Annotated in this window: 19 protein-coding genes; 17 read left to right on the top strand and 2 right to left on the bottom strand. The window is 63.7% G+C overall.

Annotation, left to right across the window (positions count from 1 at the left end; translation table 11 throughout):
* Window positions 1-144 precede the first annotated feature (144 nt).
* The 11 genes from ACP39K_RS14715 to hpaC all read left to right on the top strand — a co-directional run bounded on the left by ACP39K_RS14715 (window position 145) and on the right by hpaC (window position 10,804).
* Window positions 145-777, top strand: coding sequence for a fumarylacetoacetate hydrolase family protein (locus tag ACP39K_RS14715; RefSeq protein ID WP_025305184.1), 633 nt, complete (start codon window positions 145-147; stop codon window positions 775-777).
* On the top strand, window positions 774-1,538 hold the full coding sequence (locus ACP39K_RS14710) for a fumarylacetoacetate hydrolase family protein (RefSeq protein ID WP_497008610.1): 765 nt from the start codon (window positions 774-776) through the stop codon (window positions 1,536-1,538). The genes ACP39K_RS14715 and ACP39K_RS14710 overlap by 4 nt, the downstream gene beginning before the upstream one ends.
* Complete coding sequence (gene hpaE / locus ACP39K_RS14705) at window positions 1,535-2,989, top strand: 5-carboxymethyl-2-hydroxymuconate semialdehyde dehydrogenase (RefSeq protein WP_025305185.1); 1,455 nt, start codon at window positions 1,535-1,537, stop codon at window positions 2,987-2,989. The genes ACP39K_RS14710 and hpaE overlap by 4 nt, the downstream gene beginning before the upstream one ends.
* A gap of 37 nt (window positions 2,990-3,026) precedes the next feature.
* Window positions 3,027-4,100: a 3,4-dihydroxyphenylacetate 2,3-dioxygenase gene (hpaD, locus tag ACP39K_RS14700; protein ID WP_025305186.1), complete on the top strand. Its 1,074-nt coding sequence runs from the start codon at window positions 3,027-3,029 to the stop codon at window positions 4,098-4,100.
* A 50-nt stretch (window positions 4,101-4,150) separates the two neighbouring features.
* Entirely contained in the window at window positions 4,151-4,537 is a 387-nt protein-coding gene (locus tag ACP39K_RS14695) for a 5-carboxymethyl-2-hydroxymuconate Delta-isomerase (RefSeq protein ID WP_033638797.1), read from the top strand.
* A gap of 14 nt (window positions 4,538-4,551) precedes the next feature.
* Entirely contained in the window at window positions 4,552-5,355 is an 804-nt protein-coding gene (gene hpaH, locus ACP39K_RS14690; protein ID WP_004933170.1) for a 2-oxo-hept-4-ene-1,7-dioate hydratase, read from the top strand.
* A gap of 76 nt (window positions 5,356-5,431) precedes the next feature.
* The gene (hpaI, locus tag ACP39K_RS14685; protein ID WP_033631724.1) at window positions 5,432-6,226 is read left to right on the top strand and encodes a 4-hydroxy-2-oxoheptanedioate aldolase; all 795 of its coding nucleotides are present in this window, start codon (window positions 5,432-5,434) and stop codon (window positions 6,224-6,226) included.
* A gap of 3 nt (window positions 6,227-6,229) precedes the next feature.
* Window positions 6,230-7,600, top strand: coding sequence for a 4-hydroxyphenylacetate permease (hpaX, locus tag ACP39K_RS14680; RefSeq protein ID WP_016929187.1), 1,371 nt, complete (start codon window positions 6,230-6,232; stop codon window positions 7,598-7,600).
* A 34-nt stretch (window positions 7,601-7,634) separates the two neighbouring features.
* Window positions 7,635-8,531 carry a 4-hydroxyphenylacetate catabolism regulatory protein HpaA gene (hpaA, locus tag ACP39K_RS14675; protein ID WP_004933161.1) on the top strand — a complete coding sequence of 299 codons (897 nt, stop codon included), beginning with the start codon at window positions 7,635-7,637 and terminating at the stop codon, window positions 8,529-8,531.
* Window positions 8,532-8,709: 178 nt separating this feature from the next.
* Entirely contained in the window at window positions 8,710-10,272 is a 1,563-nt protein-coding gene (gene hpaB, locus ACP39K_RS14670) for a 4-hydroxyphenylacetate 3-monooxygenase, oxygenase component (protein ID WP_004933158.1), read from the top strand.
* Window positions 10,273-10,288: 16 nt separating this feature from the next.
* Window positions 10,289-10,804, top strand: a complete 516-nt coding sequence (hpaC, locus tag ACP39K_RS14665; protein WP_016929186.1) for a 4-hydroxyphenylacetate 3-monooxygenase, reductase component — start codon at window positions 10,289-10,291, stop codon at window positions 10,802-10,804.
* Between the two features lie 33 nt (window positions 10,805-10,837).
* Here the strand turns inward: hpaC and ampH are convergent, their stop codons facing one another.
* Complete coding sequence (gene ampH, locus ACP39K_RS14660; protein WP_497008609.1) at window positions 10,838-11,980, bottom strand: D-alanyl-D-alanine-carboxypeptidase/endopeptidase AmpH; 1,143 nt, start codon at window positions 11,978-11,980, stop codon at window positions 10,838-10,840.
* A 126-nt stretch (window positions 11,981-12,106) separates the two neighbouring features.
* Window positions 12,107-12,865, bottom strand: coding sequence for a FadR/GntR family transcriptional regulator (locus ACP39K_RS14655; protein WP_004933150.1), 759 nt, complete (start codon window positions 12,863-12,865; stop codon window positions 12,107-12,109).
* Window positions 12,866-13,100: 235 nt separating this feature from the next.
* On the opposite strand from ACP39K_RS14655, the gene ACP39K_RS14650 reads away from it, so the two are divergent.
* The 6 genes from ACP39K_RS14650 to ACP39K_RS14625 are packed head-to-tail and all read left to right on the top strand — an operon-like array spanning window position 13,101 to window position 17,992.
* Complete coding sequence (locus ACP39K_RS14650) at window positions 13,101-13,841, top strand: SDR family oxidoreductase (protein WP_075684788.1); 741 nt, start codon at window positions 13,101-13,103, stop codon at window positions 13,839-13,841.
* 25 nt (window positions 13,842-13,866) lie between these two features.
* Window positions 13,867-14,712 (top strand): fumarylacetoacetate hydrolase family protein, encoded by an 846-nt coding sequence (locus ACP39K_RS14645; protein ID WP_060444835.1) that lies wholly within the window; start codon window positions 13,867-13,869, stop codon window positions 14,710-14,712.
* A gap of 14 nt (window positions 14,713-14,726) precedes the next feature.
* The gene (locus tag ACP39K_RS14640) at window positions 14,727-16,004 is read left to right on the top strand and encodes an L-fuconate dehydratase (RefSeq protein ID WP_033638793.1); all 1,278 of its coding nucleotides are present in this window, start codon (window positions 14,727-14,729) and stop codon (window positions 16,002-16,004) included.
* Between the two features lie 14 nt (window positions 16,005-16,018).
* Entirely contained in the window at window positions 16,019-16,882 is an 864-nt protein-coding gene (locus ACP39K_RS14635; protein ID WP_060444836.1) for an amidohydrolase family protein, read from the top strand.
* Window positions 16,860-17,636, top strand: a complete 777-nt coding sequence (locus ACP39K_RS14630; protein WP_033638791.1) for an L-fucose dehydrogenase — start codon at window positions 16,860-16,862, stop codon at window positions 17,634-17,636. Before ACP39K_RS14635 ends, ACP39K_RS14630 begins: the two co-directional genes overlap by 23 nt.
* Window positions 17,633-17,992, top strand: a complete 360-nt coding sequence (locus ACP39K_RS14625; protein WP_015376547.1) for an L-rhamnose mutarotase — start codon at window positions 17,633-17,635, stop codon at window positions 17,990-17,992. The genes ACP39K_RS14630 and ACP39K_RS14625 overlap by 4 nt, the downstream gene beginning before the upstream one ends.
* The last annotated feature ends 1 nt before the right edge of the window (window position 17,993 follow it).

The raw sequence follows: 17,993 nt of genomic DNA, 5'->3' as shown, positions 1-17,993 counted from the left end.
CAATGTTCGTTGTTTGTGAATATTTTGTTATCACGATCACAAATCATTCCAAGCGCGTTGCGTAAAAGCTGCACAGCGTATAAAAGTAATCATTAATATATTAATGAATGCCGGTTGTCATGTTTTGCCATTGGAGGAGTTCGCATGAAAGGCACCGTATTTTCCGTTGCGCTGAACCACCGCAGCCAACTGGACGCCTGGGATCAGGCGTTTCACCAGCCGCCGTATCAAACCCCGCCCAAAACCCCGGTGTGGTTTATCAAACCGCGCAACACCCACCTCGCCAACGGCGGGGCGATCCCGTTTCCGGCCGGTGAAACCGTGCAGAGCGGCGGCACGCTGGCGGTGATCATCGGCGATACCGCGCGCAAGGTGCCGGCGGCGCAGGTGGGCCGTTATCTGGCCGGGTATGCGTTGGCCAACGACGTCAGCCTGCCGGAAAGCAGCTTCTACCGCCCGGCGATCAAGGCCAAATGCCGCGACGGGTTCTGCCCGCTGGGAGAGATCGGCCAGCTGGAGAATGCCGATCGGCTGGAGATCGTCACCGAGATCAACGGCGTGGAGCAGGATCGCTGGTCCACCGCCGATCTGGTGCGCTCGGTGCCGGAACTGATCGCCGCCATCAGCGATTTCATCACCCTGCAGCCGGGCGATGCGGTGCTGATCGGCACCCCTCACCAGCGGGTGGAGATCAAACCGGGGGATGAGGTGACGGTGCGCGCCGCCGGCCTGCCCACTCTCACCAACCGCGTCACCCAGGCAGGAGCTGCATCATGAAACATGCCCGTATTCGCCACCATGGCCAGATCGTCAACGTTCAGGTGGACGACCAGCTGCGCGTCACGCTGCCGAACGGCGAGATGCTGCAGGAGCGCGAAGTGGAATGGCTGCCGCCGGCGCAGGGCACGGTGTTCGCCCTGGGGCTGAACTATGCCGACCACGCCAGCGAGCTGGAATTCAAGGCGCCGGAAGAGCCGCTGGTGTTCCTTAAGGCGCCGAACACCCTGACCGGCCACCGTCAGGTGTCGGTACGCCCGGCCGGCGTGGAGTACATGCATTACGAAGCCGAGCTGGTGGCGGTGATCGGCAAGACCGCGCGCAACGTCAGCCGCGAGCGCGCCATGGAGTATGTGGCGGGTTACACCCTGTGCAACGACTACGCCATCCGCGACTACCTGGAGAACTACTACCGGCCGAATCTGCGGGTGAAGAGCCGCGATACCCTGACGCCGATCGGGCCGTACATTGTCGATCGCGACGACGTCGCCGATCCGCACCGGCTGGCGCTCAGCACCTACGTCAACGGCGAGCTGCGCCAGCGCGGCAGCACCGCCGACATGATTTTCGACATTCCGTTCCTGATCGCCTACCTGAGCGAATTCATGACGCTGCAGCCGGGCGACATGATCGCCACCGGCACGCCGAAAGGGCTGGCCGACGTGCAGCCGGGCGATGAAGTGGTGGTGGAGATCGAGGGCATCGGCCGTCTGGTTAACCACATTATCAGTGAAAAAGATTACGAGGAGAGCCTGCGATGAAAACCATCAACCACTGGATCAACGGCAAGAACGTCGCCAGCAAAGAGTATTTCACCACCACCAACCCGGCGAACGGTGAGGTGCTGGCAGAAGTGGCCTCCGGCGGTCAGCTGGAGATCGACCAGGCGGTGGCGGCCGCGAAAGAGGCTTTCCCCAAATGGGCCAACACGCCGATGAAAGAGCGCGCGCGCCTGATGCGCCGTCTGGGCGAGCTGATCGACCAGAACGTGCCGCAGATCGCCGAAATGGAAACCGCCGACACCGGCCTGCCGATCCATCAGACCAAAAACGTGCTGATCCCGCGCGCCTCGCACAACTTCGAGTTCTTCGCCGAAGTGTGCCAGCAGATGAACGGCAAGACCTACCCGGTGGACGACAAGATGCTCAACTACACGCTGGTGCAGCCGGTGGGGGTATGCGCGCTGGTGTCGCCGTGGAACGTGCCGTTCATGACCGCCACCTGGAAAACCGCGCCTTGCCTGGCGCTGGGCAACACGGCGGTGCTGAAGATGTCCGAACTGTCGCCGCTGACCGCCGATCGCCTGGGCGAGCTGGCGCTGGAGGCCGGCATTCCGGCCGGGGTGCTGAACGTGGTGCAGGGCTACGGCGCCACCGCCGGCGACGCGCTGGTGCGCCATAAAGACGTGCGCGCGGTCTCCTTCACCGGCGGCACCGCCACCGGCCGCCGTATCATCGAAAGCGCCGGGCTGAAGAAATTCTCCATGGAGCTGGGCGGCAAGTCGCCGGTGCTGATCTTTGAAGACGCCGACATCGAGCGGGCGCTCGACGCCGCGCTGTTCACCATCTTCTCGATCAACGGCGAACGTTGCACCGCCGGCTCGCGCATCTTCATTCAGGAGAGCATCTACCCGGAATTCGTCAAACGCTTCGCCGAGCGCGCCAACCGTCTGCGCGTGGGCGATCCGCAAGATCCCAACACCCAGGTGGGGGCGCTGATCAGCCCGCAGCACTGGGAAAAAGTCTCCGGCTATATCCGCCTCGGGGTGGAAGAAGGGGCGACCCTGCTGGCCGGCGGCCCGGATAAACCGGCCGGTTTGAGCCACGGCAACTTCCTGCGCCCGACGGTGCTGGCGGATGTCGACAACCGGATGCGCGTGGCGCAGGAGGAGATCTTCGGGCCGGTGGCCTGCCTGTTGCCGTTCAAGTCGGAAGAAGACGGCCTGCGCATGGCCAACGACGTGGAGTACGGCCTGGCGTCGTACATCTGGACGCAGGATGTGAGCAAGGTTCTGCGCCTGGCCCGCGGCATTGAAGCCGGCATGGTTTTCGTCAACACCCAAAACGTGCGCGATCTGCGCCAGCCGTTCGGCGGCGTGAAAGCCTCCGGCACCGGCCGCGAAGGCGGCGAATACAGCTTCGAAGTGTTCGCCGAAATGAAGAACGTGTGCATTTCCATGGGCGACCACCCGATCCCGAAATGGGGCGTTTGAGCCTCAGGCCACAATAATAACGAAAGAGATGAGAACAATGACGACAAAACTGACCACTGATGCTGTCCCTGCTCCCGACGTCGTGCGCTGTGCCTACATGGAAATTCAGGTCACTAACCTTCAAGCCGCACGCGAATTTTACGTCGATATCCTCGGCCTGGTCGTGACCGCCGAAGAGGATAAAACCCTCTACCTGCGTTCGATGGAGGAGTTCATTCACCATAACCTGGTGCTGCGCGAAGGCCCGGTCGCCGCCGTGGCGGCGTTTGCTTTCCGCGTGCGCACGCCGGAAGACGTCGATCGCGCCGAAGCGTATTTCAAGGCGCTTGGTTGCCGCACCGAGCGGCGGGTGAACGGGTTCGCCAAAGGCATCGGCGATGCGGTGCGGGTAGAGGACCCGCTCGGTTTCCCGTATGAGTTTTTCTACGACGTGCAGCACGTCGAGCGTCTGGCCTGGCGCTACGATCTGTATACGCCGGGCGCGCTGGTGCGCCTCGACCACTTTAACCAAATCACCCCTGACGTGCCGCGCGCCGTGGAATACATCCAGGGGCTGGGCTTCCGCGTGACGGAAGACATCCGCGATGAAGACGGCGTGGTTTACGCCGCCTGGATGCGCCGCAAGGCGACGGTGCACGATACCGCGATGACCGGCGGCGCCGGGCCGCGCATGCACCACATCGCCTTCGCCACCCATGAAAAGCACAACATTTTGGCCATCTGCGACAAGCTCGGCGCGCTGCGCAAATCCGATGTGATCGAACGCGGCCCCGGCCGTCACGGCGTCTCCAACGCGTTTTATCTCTACCTGCGCGATCCCGATGGCCACCGCGTGGAAATCTACACGCAGGATTACTATACCGGCGATCCGGACAACCCGACCGTGACCTGGGACGTGCATGATAACCAGCGCCGCGACTGGTGGGGCAATCCGGTGGTGCCGAGCTGGTACACCGAAGGCTCGTTGGTGCTGGATCTCGATGGGCAGCCGCAGCCGGTCATCGAGCGCAGTGCGCCCAGCGAAATGGCCGTCACCATCGGCGCAGACGGTTTTTCCTATACCCGCGAGGGCGATACGGAAAAAGGTTTCAAACTTGGCAATACGCTGTAAATGCCGCTGCGCGGGCCGCGCCCGCGCCTATGCGCCGTCTGGAGAACGTTATGCCCCATTTTTACGCTGAATGCACCGACAACATCCGCCGCGAGGCGGATTTGCCCACCCTGTTCGCCAAGGTCAACGAGGCGCTGGCGGCGACCGGCATCTTCCCGCTGGCCGGCGTGCGCAGCCGCGCCATCTGGCTCGACACCTGGCAGATGGCCGACGGCAAACAGGATTACGCCTTCGTGCACATGACGCTGAAGATCGGCCACGGCCGCAGTCTGGAAAGCCGGCAGCAGGTGGGCGAGATGCTGTTTACGCTGATCAAGGAACACTTCGCCGCGCTGATGGCGCAGCGTTACCTGGCGCTCTCTTTCACCATGGAAGAGCTGGATCCGGTGCTGAATTACAAACAGAACAATGTCCACGCGCTGTTCAACAAGGCGTGAATAAGGGGTCGTAAATGCTGGATAAAGAGCAGGTTAACCGCGCCGTGCAGCGCCTGCATCAGGCGGAAAAGAGTCGTGAGCAGATCCGCGCCCTGTCGCTCGATCATCCCGAGATCACCATTGAAGACGCCTATGCCATTCAGCGGCAGTGGGTGGAGCTGAAGATCGCCGAGGGGCGCACGCTCAAAGGCCACAAGATCGGCCTGACCTCACGGGCCATGCAGGTGAGTTCGCAGATCACCGAGCCGGATTACGGCGCGTTGCTGGACGACATGTTCTTCAATGACGGCAGCGACATTCCGATCGATCGCTTTATCGTGCCGCGGGTGGAGGTGGAACTGGCGTTCGTGCTGGCCAAGCCGCTGCGCGGGCCGAACTGCACGCTGTTCGACGTCTACAACGCCACCGACTACGTCATTCCGGCGCTGGAGATCATCGATGCGCGCAGCCACAACGTCGATCCCGAGACGCAGCGGCCGCGCAAGGTGTTCGACACCATCTCCGACAACGCCGCCAACGCCGGGGTGGTGATGGGGGGGCGGCCGATCAAGCCGGATGCGCTGGATCTGCGCTGGATCTCCGCGCTGCTGTACCGCAACGGCGTGATTGAAGAGTCCGGCGTGGCGGCCGCGGTGCTCAACCACCCGGCCAACGGCGTGGCCTGGCTGGCCAACAAGCTGGCGCCGTATGAGGTGGAGCTGGAAGCGGGGCAGGTGATCCTCGGCGGTTCCTTCACCCGGCCGGTGCCGGCGCGGCGCGGCGATACTTTCCACGTCGACTACGGCCCGATGGGCTGCATCAGCTGCCGCTTCGTCTAATAAGCCGGCTCGGCGAACCGGGCCGCAATAACCGGGCGGGGGCCACGCGGCGCACCCGCTTGTCAGGGAGAATGCGATGTTAACCAACCACTTCAAGCGAGCGCTGCAGGAAAAACGCCCGCAGATCGGGCTGTGGCTCGGGCTGTGCAGCAGCTACAGCGCCGAGCTGCTGGCCGGCGCCGGTTTCGACTGGCTGCTGATCGACGGCGAACATGCGCCCAACAACGTGCAAACGGTGCTGGGGCAGCTGCAGGCGGTCGCGCCTTACCCGAGCCAGCCGGTGGTGCGGCCGCCGTGGAACGACGCGGTGATCATCAAGCAGCTGCTGGACGTCGGCGCGCAAACCTTATTGATCCCGATGATTCAAAACGCCGAACAGGCGCGCGACGCGGTGCGCGCCACGCGCTATCCGCCGCACGGCGTGCGCGGCGTCGGCAGCGCTCTGGCGCGCGCCTCGCGCTGGAACCGGGTGCCCGATTACCTGCAGCAGGCCGATGAGCAGATGTGCGTGCTGGTGCAGATTGAAACCCGCGAAGCGGTGAAAAACCTCGACGCCATTTTGCAGGTGGAAGGGGTGGACGGCGTGTTTATCGGCCCGGCTGATCTCAGCGCCGACATGGGCTTTGCCGGCAATCCGCAGCACCCGGAGGTGCAGCGCACCATCGACGACGCGATTGCCCGCATCCGCGCCGCCGGCAAGGCGCCGGGCATTTTGATGGCCAACAAGGCGCTGGCGCAGCGCTATCTGGAAGCCGGCGCGCTGTTCGTCGCGGTAGGGGTGGATACCACTCTGCTGGCGCGGGCGGCGGAAGCCCTGGCGGACGAGTTCAAACAGGGCGGGGCGCAAGCGCCTTCATCGGGAGTCTACTGAACCATGAACCACGTCGATTCGCTGCCGCCGGCCAACCCGGCGCAGCAACATAAAGCGTTAACCGCCGCCGAGCAATCGGTGATTAAAAAGTTGTTTCGGCGCCTGATCATTTTCCTGTTCGTGTTGTTTGTTTTCTCTTTCCTCGATCGTATCAACATCGGCTTCGCCGGGCTGACGATGGGCAAAGATCTCGGCCTTAGCTCGACCATGTTCGGGCTGGCGGCGACGTTGTTCTATGTCACCTACGTGATCTTCGGCATTCCCAGCAACATGATGCTGAGCCGGGTCGGCGCGCGGCGCTGGATCGCCACCATCATGGTGCTGTGGGGCATCGCTTCCACCTGCACCATGTTCGCCACCGGGCCGACCAGCCTGTACGTGCTGCGCATGATCGTCGGCATCACCGAGGCCGGCTTCCTGCCGGGAATTCTGGTGTACCTCACCTACTGGTTCCCGGCGTTTTATCGCGCTCGCGCCAACGCCTTGTTCATGATCGCCATGCCGGTGACCATGGCGATCGGTTCGCTGGTCTCCGGCTATATTCTGGCGCTGGATGGGGTGATGAACCTGAAGGGCTGGCAGTGGCTGTTCCTGCTGGAAGGCATTCCGTCGGTGCTGCTGGGCGTGGTGGTGTGGTTCTATCTCGACGACACGCCGGCCAAAGCCAAGTGGCTGACCGACGAGGAAAAAACCAGCCTGAAGGCGATGATGGAGGCCGACAAGCTGCAGCTGGTGCAGCCCAACGGGCCGAGCAGCCACCGCGCGCTGCAGCAGCGCAGCCTGTGGCGCGAGATCTGCACGCCGATTGTGCTGATGTACACGCTGGCCTATTTCTGCCTGACCAACACCCTGAGCGCGATCAACATCTGGACGCCGCAGATCCTGCAGAGCTTTAACCAGGGCAGCAGCAACGTGACGATCGGCATCCTGGCGGCGATCCCGCAGATCTGCACCATTGCCGGCATGGTGTGGTGGAGCAAACGATCCGACAGGCTGCAGGAGCGCAAGCATCACACCGCGCTGCCGTACCTGTTCGCCGCCGCCGGCTGGCTATTGGCGTCCGCCACCGATCACAGCCTGATCCAGCTGCTGGGGATCGTGATGGCGTCGGTCGGTTCCTTTACCGCCATGGCGATCTTCTGGACCACGCCGGATCAGTCGATCAGCCTGGAAGCGCGAGCGGTGGGGATCGCCGTGATCAACGCCACCGGCAACATCGGATCGGCGCTCAGCCCGCTGCTGATCGGCTGGTTCAAGGATCTGACCGGCAGCTTCAACTCCGGGCTGTATTTCGTCTCGGCGCTGTTGATCGTTGGCGCCGTGCTGGTGTGGCGCATCCCGATGAAGGATTCGCGCCCGAGAGCGACGCCTTGATACGCAGATAGGCAGGATTGCAGGAGGTCATGAGGTGCGGAAAAGTACCGGCTTTATCGCCAACATCGATATTTGCAAAGAGTATGACGCGCGCTACGCCGCCGACGAGGTGCACTACGAAACCTTCGCCGGGCTGGCGGCATTCTTCGGCCGCGACATGCAGGTGCACTGGCACGACTGCTTCTTCCAGGTGCATTTCCTGGAGACCGGCAAGATAGAGCTGCAGCTCGACGATCAGCACTATTCGGTGCAAGCGCCGCTGTTCATCCTCACGCCGCCGTCGGTGCCGCATGCGTTCTTCACCGAACCGGACAGCGACGGCCACGTGCTGACGGTGCGCCAGGAGCTGATTTGGCCGCTGCTGGAGCGCCTGTACCCCGGCAGCAACCTGGCGCTGGACATGCCGGGCATCTGCCTGTCGCTGGCCGATGCGCCGCAGGAACTGACGGCGCTCAGCCACTACTGGGCGCTGATCCGCCGCGAGTTCGCGCAGAACCTGGCCGGGCGCGAACAGACGTTGGCGCTGTTGGCGCAGGCGGTGTTCACGCTGCTGCTGCGCAACACCGCGCTGGAAGACAGCGCCAACAGCGGCGTGCGCGGCGAACTGCAGCTGTTCCAGCGCTTCAACAAGATGGTGGACGAGCGTTTTCGCGAGCACCTGCCGGTGCCGGAGTATGCGCAGGCGTTGGGGGTGACTGAATCGCGGCTCAACGATCTGTGTCGGCGCTTCGCCAACCGGCCGCCCAAACGGCTGATCTTCGATCGGCTGCTGCGCGAGGCCAAGCGCATGCTGCTGTTCAGCGCCTGCACGGTGCATGAAACCGCCTACAGCCTCGGCTTCAAGGATCCGGCCTATTTCGCCCGTTTTTTCAATCGGCTGGAAGGCTGTTCCCCCTCGACCTACCGCGCGGCGCAACACGCCCTTTCGTAACCGCGATCACAGTTTGCCGCGAAAGCGGCAAACTGACCTGAAAAGTACCGGCGATTGCCGCAAAAGTCTCTTCTCGAAACCGGCTTTGGCAGCTTCAATTAAGCAACCAAAAGAAAACATTATTTTAACAAATGGCCGACTCCACGGCCTGAAAAATGCCGATGACGAGGAAGACCCGATGAAACCAGAAGACTTTCGTGCCGACAGCAAACGCCCGTTCACCGGCGCCGAATACCTGAAAAGTTTGCAGGACAGCCGCGAAATCTACATTTACGGCGAGCGCGTAAAAGACGTCACCACCCACCCGGCGTTCCGCAACGCGGCGGCGTCTGTCGGCCAGCTGTACGACGCGCTGCACGATCCGGCCAGCCAGGATCGCCTGTGCTGGAATACCGACACCGGCAACGGCGGCTATACCCACAAATTCTTCCGCTATGCCCGCAGCCCGGAGGAGATGCGCCAGCAGCGTGACGCCATCGCCGACTGGTCGCGTCAAAGCTACGGCTGGATGGGGCGCACGCCGGATTATAAAGCGGCCTTCGGCTGCGCGCTGGGCGCTTATCCGGAGTTCTACGGTCAATTCGCCGATAACGCGCGCCACTGGTACAAACGGATTCAGGAAACCGGGCTCTATTTCAACCACGCCATCGTCAACCCGCCGATCGATCGCCATAAGCCGGTCAACGAGGTGAAGGACGTCTACATTCAGGTGGAGAAAGAGACCGACGCCGGCATCATCGTCAGCGGCGCCAAAGTGGTGGCCACCAACTCGGCGTTGACCCACTACAACTTCATCGGCTTCGGTTCAGCGCAGGTGATGGGCGATAACCCGGACTTTGCGCTGATGTTCGTGGCGCCGATGGACGCCGAAGGGGTGAAGCTGATTTCACGCGCCTCCTACGAGCTGGTGGCCGGCGCGACCGGTTCGCCGTTCGACTACCCGCTGACCAGCCGCTTCGACGAGAACGACGCGATCCTGATCATGGATCATGTGCTGATCCCGTGGGAAAACGTGCTGATCTACCGCGATTTCGACCGCTGCCGCCGCTGGAGCACCCAGGGCGGTTTCGCCCGGCTGTTCCCGCTGCAGGCCTGCGTGCGCCTGGCGGTGAAGATGGATTTCATCACCGCGCTGCTGCAAAAGAGCCTCTCGTGCACCGGCGTGCTGGAGTTCCGCGGCGTGCAGGCCGATCTGGGCGAAGTGGTGGCCTGGCGCAACCTGTTCTGGTCGCTGAGCGACGCGATGTGCGCCGAAGCCACTCAATGGGAAAACGGCGCTTACCTGCCGGATTCCGCCGCGCTGCAAACCTACCGCGTGATGGCGCCGATGGCCTACACCAAGGTGAAACACATCATCGAGAAGAACGTCACCAGCGGCCTGATCTACCTGCCGTCCAGCGTGCGCGACATGAACAACCCGGAGATTGACAAGTACCTGGCGCGCTACGTGCGCGGATCGGACGGCATGGATCACGTCGAGCGCATCAAGATCCTCAAGCTGATGTGGGACGCGATCGGCAGCGAATTCGGCGGGCGCCACGAGCTGTATGAGATCAACTACGCCGGCAGCCAGGATGAGATCCGCCTGCAGTGCCTGCGCCATGCGCAGGGATCCGGCAACATGGATCGCATGATGCAGATGGTCGACAAGTGCCTGGCCGATTACGATCAGCACGGCTGGAAGGTGCCGCACCTGCGGAACAATGATGATATTAATCAGTTGGATAATCTGCTGAAGTAATTCAGGAGGAGGTTGTATGTCTCAGGAAAATGAACAGCGGCTGCGCTTTCGCGACGCGATGGCCAGCCTGTCGGCGGCGGTGAATATCGTCACCACCGACGGCCCGGCGGGGCGCTGCGGCATCACCGCCACGGCGGTGTGCTCGGTGACCGATACGCCGCCGACGCTGCTGGTGTGCATCAACCGCAACAGCGCGATGAACCCGGTGTTTCAGGAAAACCGCAGGCTGTGCGTCAACGTGCTCAACCATGAGCAGGAGCTGATGGCGCGCCACTTCGCCGGCATGACCGGCGTCAGCATGGAAGATCGTTTCCGGCTGGAAGAGTGGCAGCTCGGCGCGCTGGGGCAGCCGGTGCTGCGCAATACCCTGGCCAGCCTGGAAGGGGAGATCGAGCAGATCCAGAGCATCGGCACCCACCAGATGTATCTGGTGCAGATCAAGCAGATCGCGCTGAGCGAAGCCGGCAACGGCCTGATCTACTTCAAGCGCAACTTCCATCCGGTGATCCATCAGATGGCGGTGCCGGCCTGAGGCGTTGGGGCGCAGCAGGCTGCGCCCCGCATATCAGCTCTTGTTGGCCGCCAGATCGCTCACCAGGCGGTTGACCGGATCGCTCATGTTGGTGAACTTGCTCAGCTCCGAGCGGGTCACCACCACGAACACCCCGACGTTTTTCGCCGGGATCATCGCCATGTAGGTAATGAATCCGCCGCCGCCGCCGGTCTTCTGAATGATGCCCGGCAGCCCGTCCTTCGGCGCCATATACACCCAGCCCAATCCCAATGCATCCGCTTGCCCCGGCACGTCCATGCCCTTCAGCGACACCAGATCGTGGCGCTGGAAGTACATGGTTTGCTCGCTGGCGGCGGTGGCTTTGCGCGGGCCGCTGGCGCTGGAAGAGAGGAACTGCTGCATCCAGCGCTGCATGTCACGCGGGGTGGAGTAGACCCCGCCGCTGCCGGCCGCGGCGGTGGTGTCGCGGCAGGCGCTCGGGCCGGCCGCCGCCACCATCAGGCGCGAGCACTGTTCGGGGCTCGGCGTCAACGTGGTGTCCACCATGCCGAGCGGCGCGGTGATTTTCTCTTTCAGCAGCGCGCTGTAAGGCTTGCCCGCGGCGCGCGACAGCGCGTCGGCCAGCAGATCGTACGCCAGGTTGGAATAAGCGGCGCGCACACCCGGCGGCACCGTGACGTTGGCGTGCGCCAGCCACTGCCAGCGCTGGGCCTTGGTCGGCCAGGTGAACACTGGCGTTTTCGGCGGCTTCTTGCCCGGCTGCTCGCGCGGCAGCGCGCTGGTGTGGGTCGCCAGGTTCAATAACGTGATCGGCTGGCCGGCGTTGTAAGACGGCACATAGGCGCCCTTGGGAGCGTACTTGCGCAGCGGATCGGTCAGCTTGACCTGACCTGCCGCCGCCATTTTCACCATCACTTCGCTGGTCATCAGCTTGGTGATCGAGGCGATGCGGATCAGCGAATCCGGGCGCGGGCGCAGGTTATTGCCGGGCTTGGTGTCGCCGAAGCTGCGGTTAACCACCTGATTGCCGTCGATCACCACCAGCGCCATGCCGGTGGCGCCGCTGTTGTAGAAAATATGTTCGGCATACTGGTCGACGATTTGCGAAGCCAGCTGCGGGGGCGCGGCCTGCACGGCCAGCGGCACGGCGCACAGGCCCAGCGCCAGCAATAAAGCGGAGACAGAGTTCTTCAACGGTCGTTATCCATTTAACAATGCAGCGGGAAAGGGCGTAATCCATCGCCCAGTGTAATGTGCCCGCCCCCCCGCTGCATGTAGAAAAAAGAGCGGTGGCGATAAAATTTTTTCACCGCCGGCGGCTTACTGCGCGCGGGCGAAAATGGCGATCACTTCATCCAGGTGCGCCTTCATCGCTTTGCGGGCGCCGCGCACATCGCGCGCTTCGATCGCCGCCAGGATCGCCCGGTGTTCCAGCTCGGAGCGGTGCGGCATGTCGTCCGGCGTATAGTGGCGCTGCAGCACGCGGAACATGCTGCCGTAGCGGTGGCCGAGCAGATGGCCGATGATGAACGCGTAAGCCGGGTTGCCGCTGGCCTGGGCGATGCGAATGTGGAACAGTCGATCGCCGGGGTGGGTGGCGGAGCCGGCGCGGTTATCGCGGCAGTTCTGCTCATAGGCGGCGCGGATGCCCGCCAGCTCCTCGTCGGTGGCGTGGCGCGCGGCCAGCGCAGCGGTCTCCGGTTCAATCAGCAGGCGGGTTTGCAGCAGTGAAAACGGCGGCAGCTCGGCGTTGAAATCCAGCTCGATATTCAGTTCGTCGTCGATCTCCGCCCACTGGTTGCGGCCGGCCTGGGCCATCACCGACTCCTGCGACGCCGCCGGCGGCGTTTGCGAACGCACGATCACCCCGTTGCCCACCTTGACGTCCACCAGGCCGATCACTTCCAACGCGATCAGCGCCTCGCGCACCGACGCGCGGCTGACCTGCAACTGCTGGGCGAGATCGCGCTCCGAGGGCAGGCGGCTGCCAGGCGGAAATTCGTTATTCTCGATAAGACGTTTGAGCTGGTCGGCTATCTGTCTGTAAATCCTTGGGTTTTCCAGTCGGGTAATCGGCATTTTTGACCTTTGACGATTCGGCGTTCAGTGATTTGGCGCACAATTATGCGACAAGGCGCTTGAGTAATCGTTATTCAAGTGTAAAAAAATGGTTAATTGAAATGTGGTTTCAAGGCTGTTTTATTAACTTCTTTCCCCAACGATAACGCGTAAAGCGTCTTTTGTCATGTTAGAGGCCTGACCTTTAATCGCCCTTAGTGGCCTGACCATTAGACCTTTAGGCCGAGGAGTCAAGATGGATTTAACCGGGAAACGCGTACTGATCACCGCCGCCGGGCAAGGGATCGGATTCACCACCGCCAGGCTGTTCGCCGCCGCCGGCGCCGAAGTGATCGCCAGCGATATCAACCTCGAGCGCCTGCAGGGCTGCGCCGGGATCCGCGCGCTGACGCTGAACGTCACCGATCCTGCCGCCATCGCGGCGGCGGCGGAAGCGATCGGCCCGATCGACGTGTTGTTCAACTGCGCCGGCGTAGTGCACAGCGGATCGATCCTCGATTGCAGCGAAGATCAGTGGGCGTTCGCGCTCGATCTCAACGTTACCGCGATGTTCCGCATGATCCGCGCCTTCCTGCCGGGCATGTTGGCGCGCGGCAAAGGCTCGATCATCAACATGTCTTCGGTGGCCTCGAGCGTGAAAGGGGTGCCGAACCGCTTCGCCTACAGCGCCAGCAAGGCGGCGGTGATCGGCCTGACGCGCTCGGTGGCGGCGGATTACGTCACCCAGGGCATCCGCTGCAACGCCATTTGCCCCGGCACGGTGGAATCGCCGTCGCTGCGCCAGCGCATCAATGAGCAGGCGCGCGAACAGGGGCGCAGCGAGCAAGAGGTGTATCAGGCGTTCGTCGCCCGTCAGCCGATCGGGCGCATCGGCACCACCGAGGAAATCGCCCAATTGGCGCTGTATCTGGCCTCCGACGCCAGTTCGTACACCACCGGCACGGTGCAGATCATCGACGGCGGCTGGAGCAACTGATCCGCCATTTTTGAGAGAGGAACGCATGAAACTTTTACGTTACGGGCAACCTGGGCAAGAGCGCCCCGGCATGTTGGATGCACAGGGCCGCCTGCGCGATCTGTCGCAGCATATCGCCGACGTGGGCGGCGCCGCGTTATCGCCGGCGTCGCTCGCCAAACTGCGCGCGCTGGACAGCGCCGCATTGCCGCTGGTCGAGGGGGAGCCGCGCCTCGGCGCCTGCGTCGGCGGCATCGGCAAGTTCATCTGCATCGGCCTGAACTACGCCGATCACGCGGCGGAAACCGGCGCGGCCATTCCTGAAGAACCGGTGGTGTTCAACAAATGGACCAGCGCGGTGGTCGGCCCCTACGACCGGGTGGAGATCCCGCGCGGCTCGCAGAAAACCGACTGGGAAGTGGAGCTGGGCGTGGTGATCGGCCTGGGCGGGCGCTACATCAGCGAAGCGGATGCGATGCGCCACGTCGCCGGTTATTGCGTGATCAACGACGTCTCAGAACGCGAATATCAAATTGAGCGCGGCGGCACCTGGGACAAGGGCAAAGGCTGCGACACCTTCGGGCCGATCGGGCCCTGGCTGGTGACCGCCGACGAGATCGCCGATCCGCACAGCCTGAATTTGTGGCTGGAGGTGGACGGCAAGCGCTATCAGGACGGCAACACCAGCACCATGATCTTCCGCATTCCGCAGATCGTCAGCTACCTCAGCCGCTTTATGAGCCTGCAGCCGGGCGACGTGATCTCCACCGGCACGCCGCCGGGCGTCGGCATGGGGCAGAAACCGCAGCCCATCTACCTGCGGGCGGGCCAGACGATGCGTCTGGGCATTGAAGGGCTGGGCGAACAGCGCCAGCAAACCGTACAGGCTTAACCGGGAGCGCCGCCATGACCACCATTACCGCACTGCGGGTTGAAGACATTCGTTTCCCCACCTCGCTGGGGCTGGACGGATCCGACGCCATGAATCCGGATCCCGACTATTCCGCCGCCTACGTGATCCTGGAGACCGATCGCGCGGATCTCAGCGGCCACGGACTGACGTTCACCATCGGCCGCGGCAACGAGATCTGCTGCGCGGCGATCCGTGCGCTGGAGCATCAGATCGTCGGTGAGCGGCTGGAGACGATCGCCGCCGATATGGGCGCCTTCTGGCGGCGCTTCACCAGCGACAGCCAGCTGCGCTGGATCGGGCCGGACAAAGGCGCCATTCACCTGGCGACCGGCGCGGTGGTCAACGCGGTGTGGGATCTGTGGGCCAAATCGGTCGGCAAACCGGTGTGGCGGCTGGTGGCAGAGATGACGCCGGAGGAGCTGGTGCGCTGCATCGACTTCCGTTACATCACCGACTGCATCACACCGCAGGAAGCGCTGGCGCTGCTGAAACAGCGGGCCGAGGGCAAAGAACGGCGCCTGGAGCGGCTGCTGCAGGAAGGTTACCCCTGCTACACCACTTCGGCAGGTTGGCTGGGGTATCCGGACGACAAGCTGCGCCGCCTGTGCCAGGAAGCGGTCGACGCCGGTTTCTCCTACCTCAAACTGAAGGTCGGGCGCGATCTGGAAGACGACATTCGCCGGGTGCGCATCGCCCGTGAGGTGATCGGCCCGGATCGCCGGCTGATGATCGACGCCAACCAGGTGTGGGAGGTGGACGAAGCCATTCCGTGGGTGAAACATCTGGCGTTTGCCAACCCCTGGTTTATCGAAGAGCCGACCAGCCCGGACGACGTCGAAGGGCATCGCCGCATCCGCGAAGGGGTGGCGCCGGTCAAGGTGGCCACCGGTGAGATGTGCCAGAACCGCATCATGTTCAAGCAGTTCATCATGCGCGGCGCGGTGGACGTGGTGCAGATCGACGCCTGCCGTCTCGGCGGCGTCAACGAAGTGCTGGCGGTGATGCTGATGGCGGCCAAATACCAACTGCCGGTCTGCCCGCACGCCGGCGGCGTCGGGCTGTGCGAATACGTGCAGCACCTGTCGATGATCGACTACCTGTGCATCGCCGGCACCCACGAAGGCCGGGTGATCGAGTACGTCGATCATTTGCATGAACACTTTGTCGATCCCTGCGTGATCAACGGCGCGGCCTACATGCCGCCGAGCCGGCCCGGTTACTCGATCGAGATGCACCCGTCGTCGATCGAGCAGTATCGGTACCGCGGGTGAGGCGGGAGGATCGCATGCCGCGCATCGACGCTCACCAGCACTACTGGCGCTACCACCCGCAGCACTACCCGTGGATCGACGAGCGGATGCGCGTGCTGCGACAGGATTTCGATCCGCCCCGGCTGCGGCCGCTGTTGCAGGAACACGGTTTCGACAGCGCGCTGGCGGTGCAGGCGCGCCCCAGCGAGGAAGAGACGCTGGCCTTGCTGGCGCTGGCTGAGCGGAGCGAAGGCGTATGCGGCGTGGTGGGCTGGTTGGATATCGCCGCGCCGCAGCTGGCGCAGCGTCTGGAGGCCCTGAGGCCGCGCGCTGCGCTGCGCGGGGTGCGCCATCAGGTGCAGGACGAAGCGGATCCGGCGGCCTGGTTGGCGCGGCCGGAGGTGGAACGCGGCATGCAAACGCTGCAGCGCGCCGGGTATGTGTACGAGATCCTGGTGACGCATCGGCATCTGGCGGCCGCGGCGTCGTTCGCCGCCCGCCATGACGAGCACTGGCTGGTGCTGGATCACCTCGGCAAGCCGGACATCGCGCGCGGCGCGCGGCACTGGGCGCAGCAAATCCGGCCGCTGGCGGCGCTGCCGCACGTGGCCTGCAAGCTTTCGGGCCTGATCACCGAGGCGCCGGGCGGCCGGTGGCGGGCGGAGGAACTGCTGCCGTTCTTCGACGTCGCGCTGGAGGCGTTCGGCCCGCAGCGGCTGATGTTCGGCTCCGACTGGCCGGTGTGCCTGCTGGCCGGCGACTACCGCCAGGTGGTGCAACTGTGCGAACGGGCGCTGTCGACGCTGGGGGCTGCCGAGCAGGCGGCGATTTGGGGCGACACCGCCTGGCGAATTTACGGTTTAACGGAGTCTGGTTATGGATCTGTATCTGCAAGATAAGGTGGTGCTGGTCACCGGCGGCGGTGCCGGCATCGGCGCGGCGATTTCTCATGTGCTGGCTGAAGAGGGGGCGATCCCGGTGCTGGTCACCAACGCCGCGCCGGAGGCGGCGCTGCTGGCCGATTTGCAGCGGCTGCAGCCGCGCACCGAGGTGATCCTCACCGAATTGTGCGATGAGGCGGCCTGCCGCCGCGCGGTCAGCCAGACGCTGGCGACCTTCGGCCGCATCGACGGACTGGTGAATAACGCCGGGGTCAATGACGGCGTCGGGCTGGAGGCGGGGCGTGAAGCGTTCGTCGGTTCGCTGGAAAAGAACCTGGTGCACTACTACCTGATGGCGCACCTGTGCCAGGCGGCGCTGCGGGAGAGCCGGGGCGCCATCGTCAACATCGCCTCAAAGACCGCGCTCAGCGGCCAGGGCGGCACCAGCGGCTACACCGCCGCCAAGGGCGCGGTGCTGGCGCTGACGCGCGAATGGGCAGTGTCGCTGCGCCATGACGGGGTGCGGGTGAACGCGGTGGTGCCGGCGGAGGTGATCACCCCGCAGTACCAGCGCTGGCTCAACACCTTCGCCGAGCCGCAGCGGCAGATGGAGAAAATCACCGCGCGCATTCCGCTCGGGCAGCGCATGACCACGCCGCAGGAGATCGCCGATACCGTGGCGTTTCTGCTGTCGTCGCGGTCATCGCATACCACCGGGCAGTGGCTGTCGGTGGACGGCGGCTACCTGCATCTCGATCGGGCGCTGACGTGAGCGGCGCGGCGGCAGGGCGGCGCCGTTTCTGCCAGGCGCTCGATCTGATTGACTCACCGGCGCTGATTGCGGAGTACCAGCAGCATCATCAGCGCATTTGGCCGGGCATCGCCGCGCATTTGCGCGAGCACGGCATTCTGGACATGGAAATTTACCGGTTGGGCACCCGGCTGTTCATGATCGTGGAGGTCAGCGCCGATTTCGACGCCGCGCGCTTTGACGCCGCCAGCCTGAACAACCCCGAAGTACAGCGATGGGAAGCGCTGATGTGGCACTACCAGGCCGCCACCCCCTGGACGCCGCAGGGCGAAAAATGGGTGGAAATGGCGCGGATTTTCTCTCTGCAACAGCAATAAC

This window comes from Serratia sp. EC4, from assembly GCF_059652115.1.
This window is presented reverse-complemented; position numbering and strand designations above follow the sequence as displayed.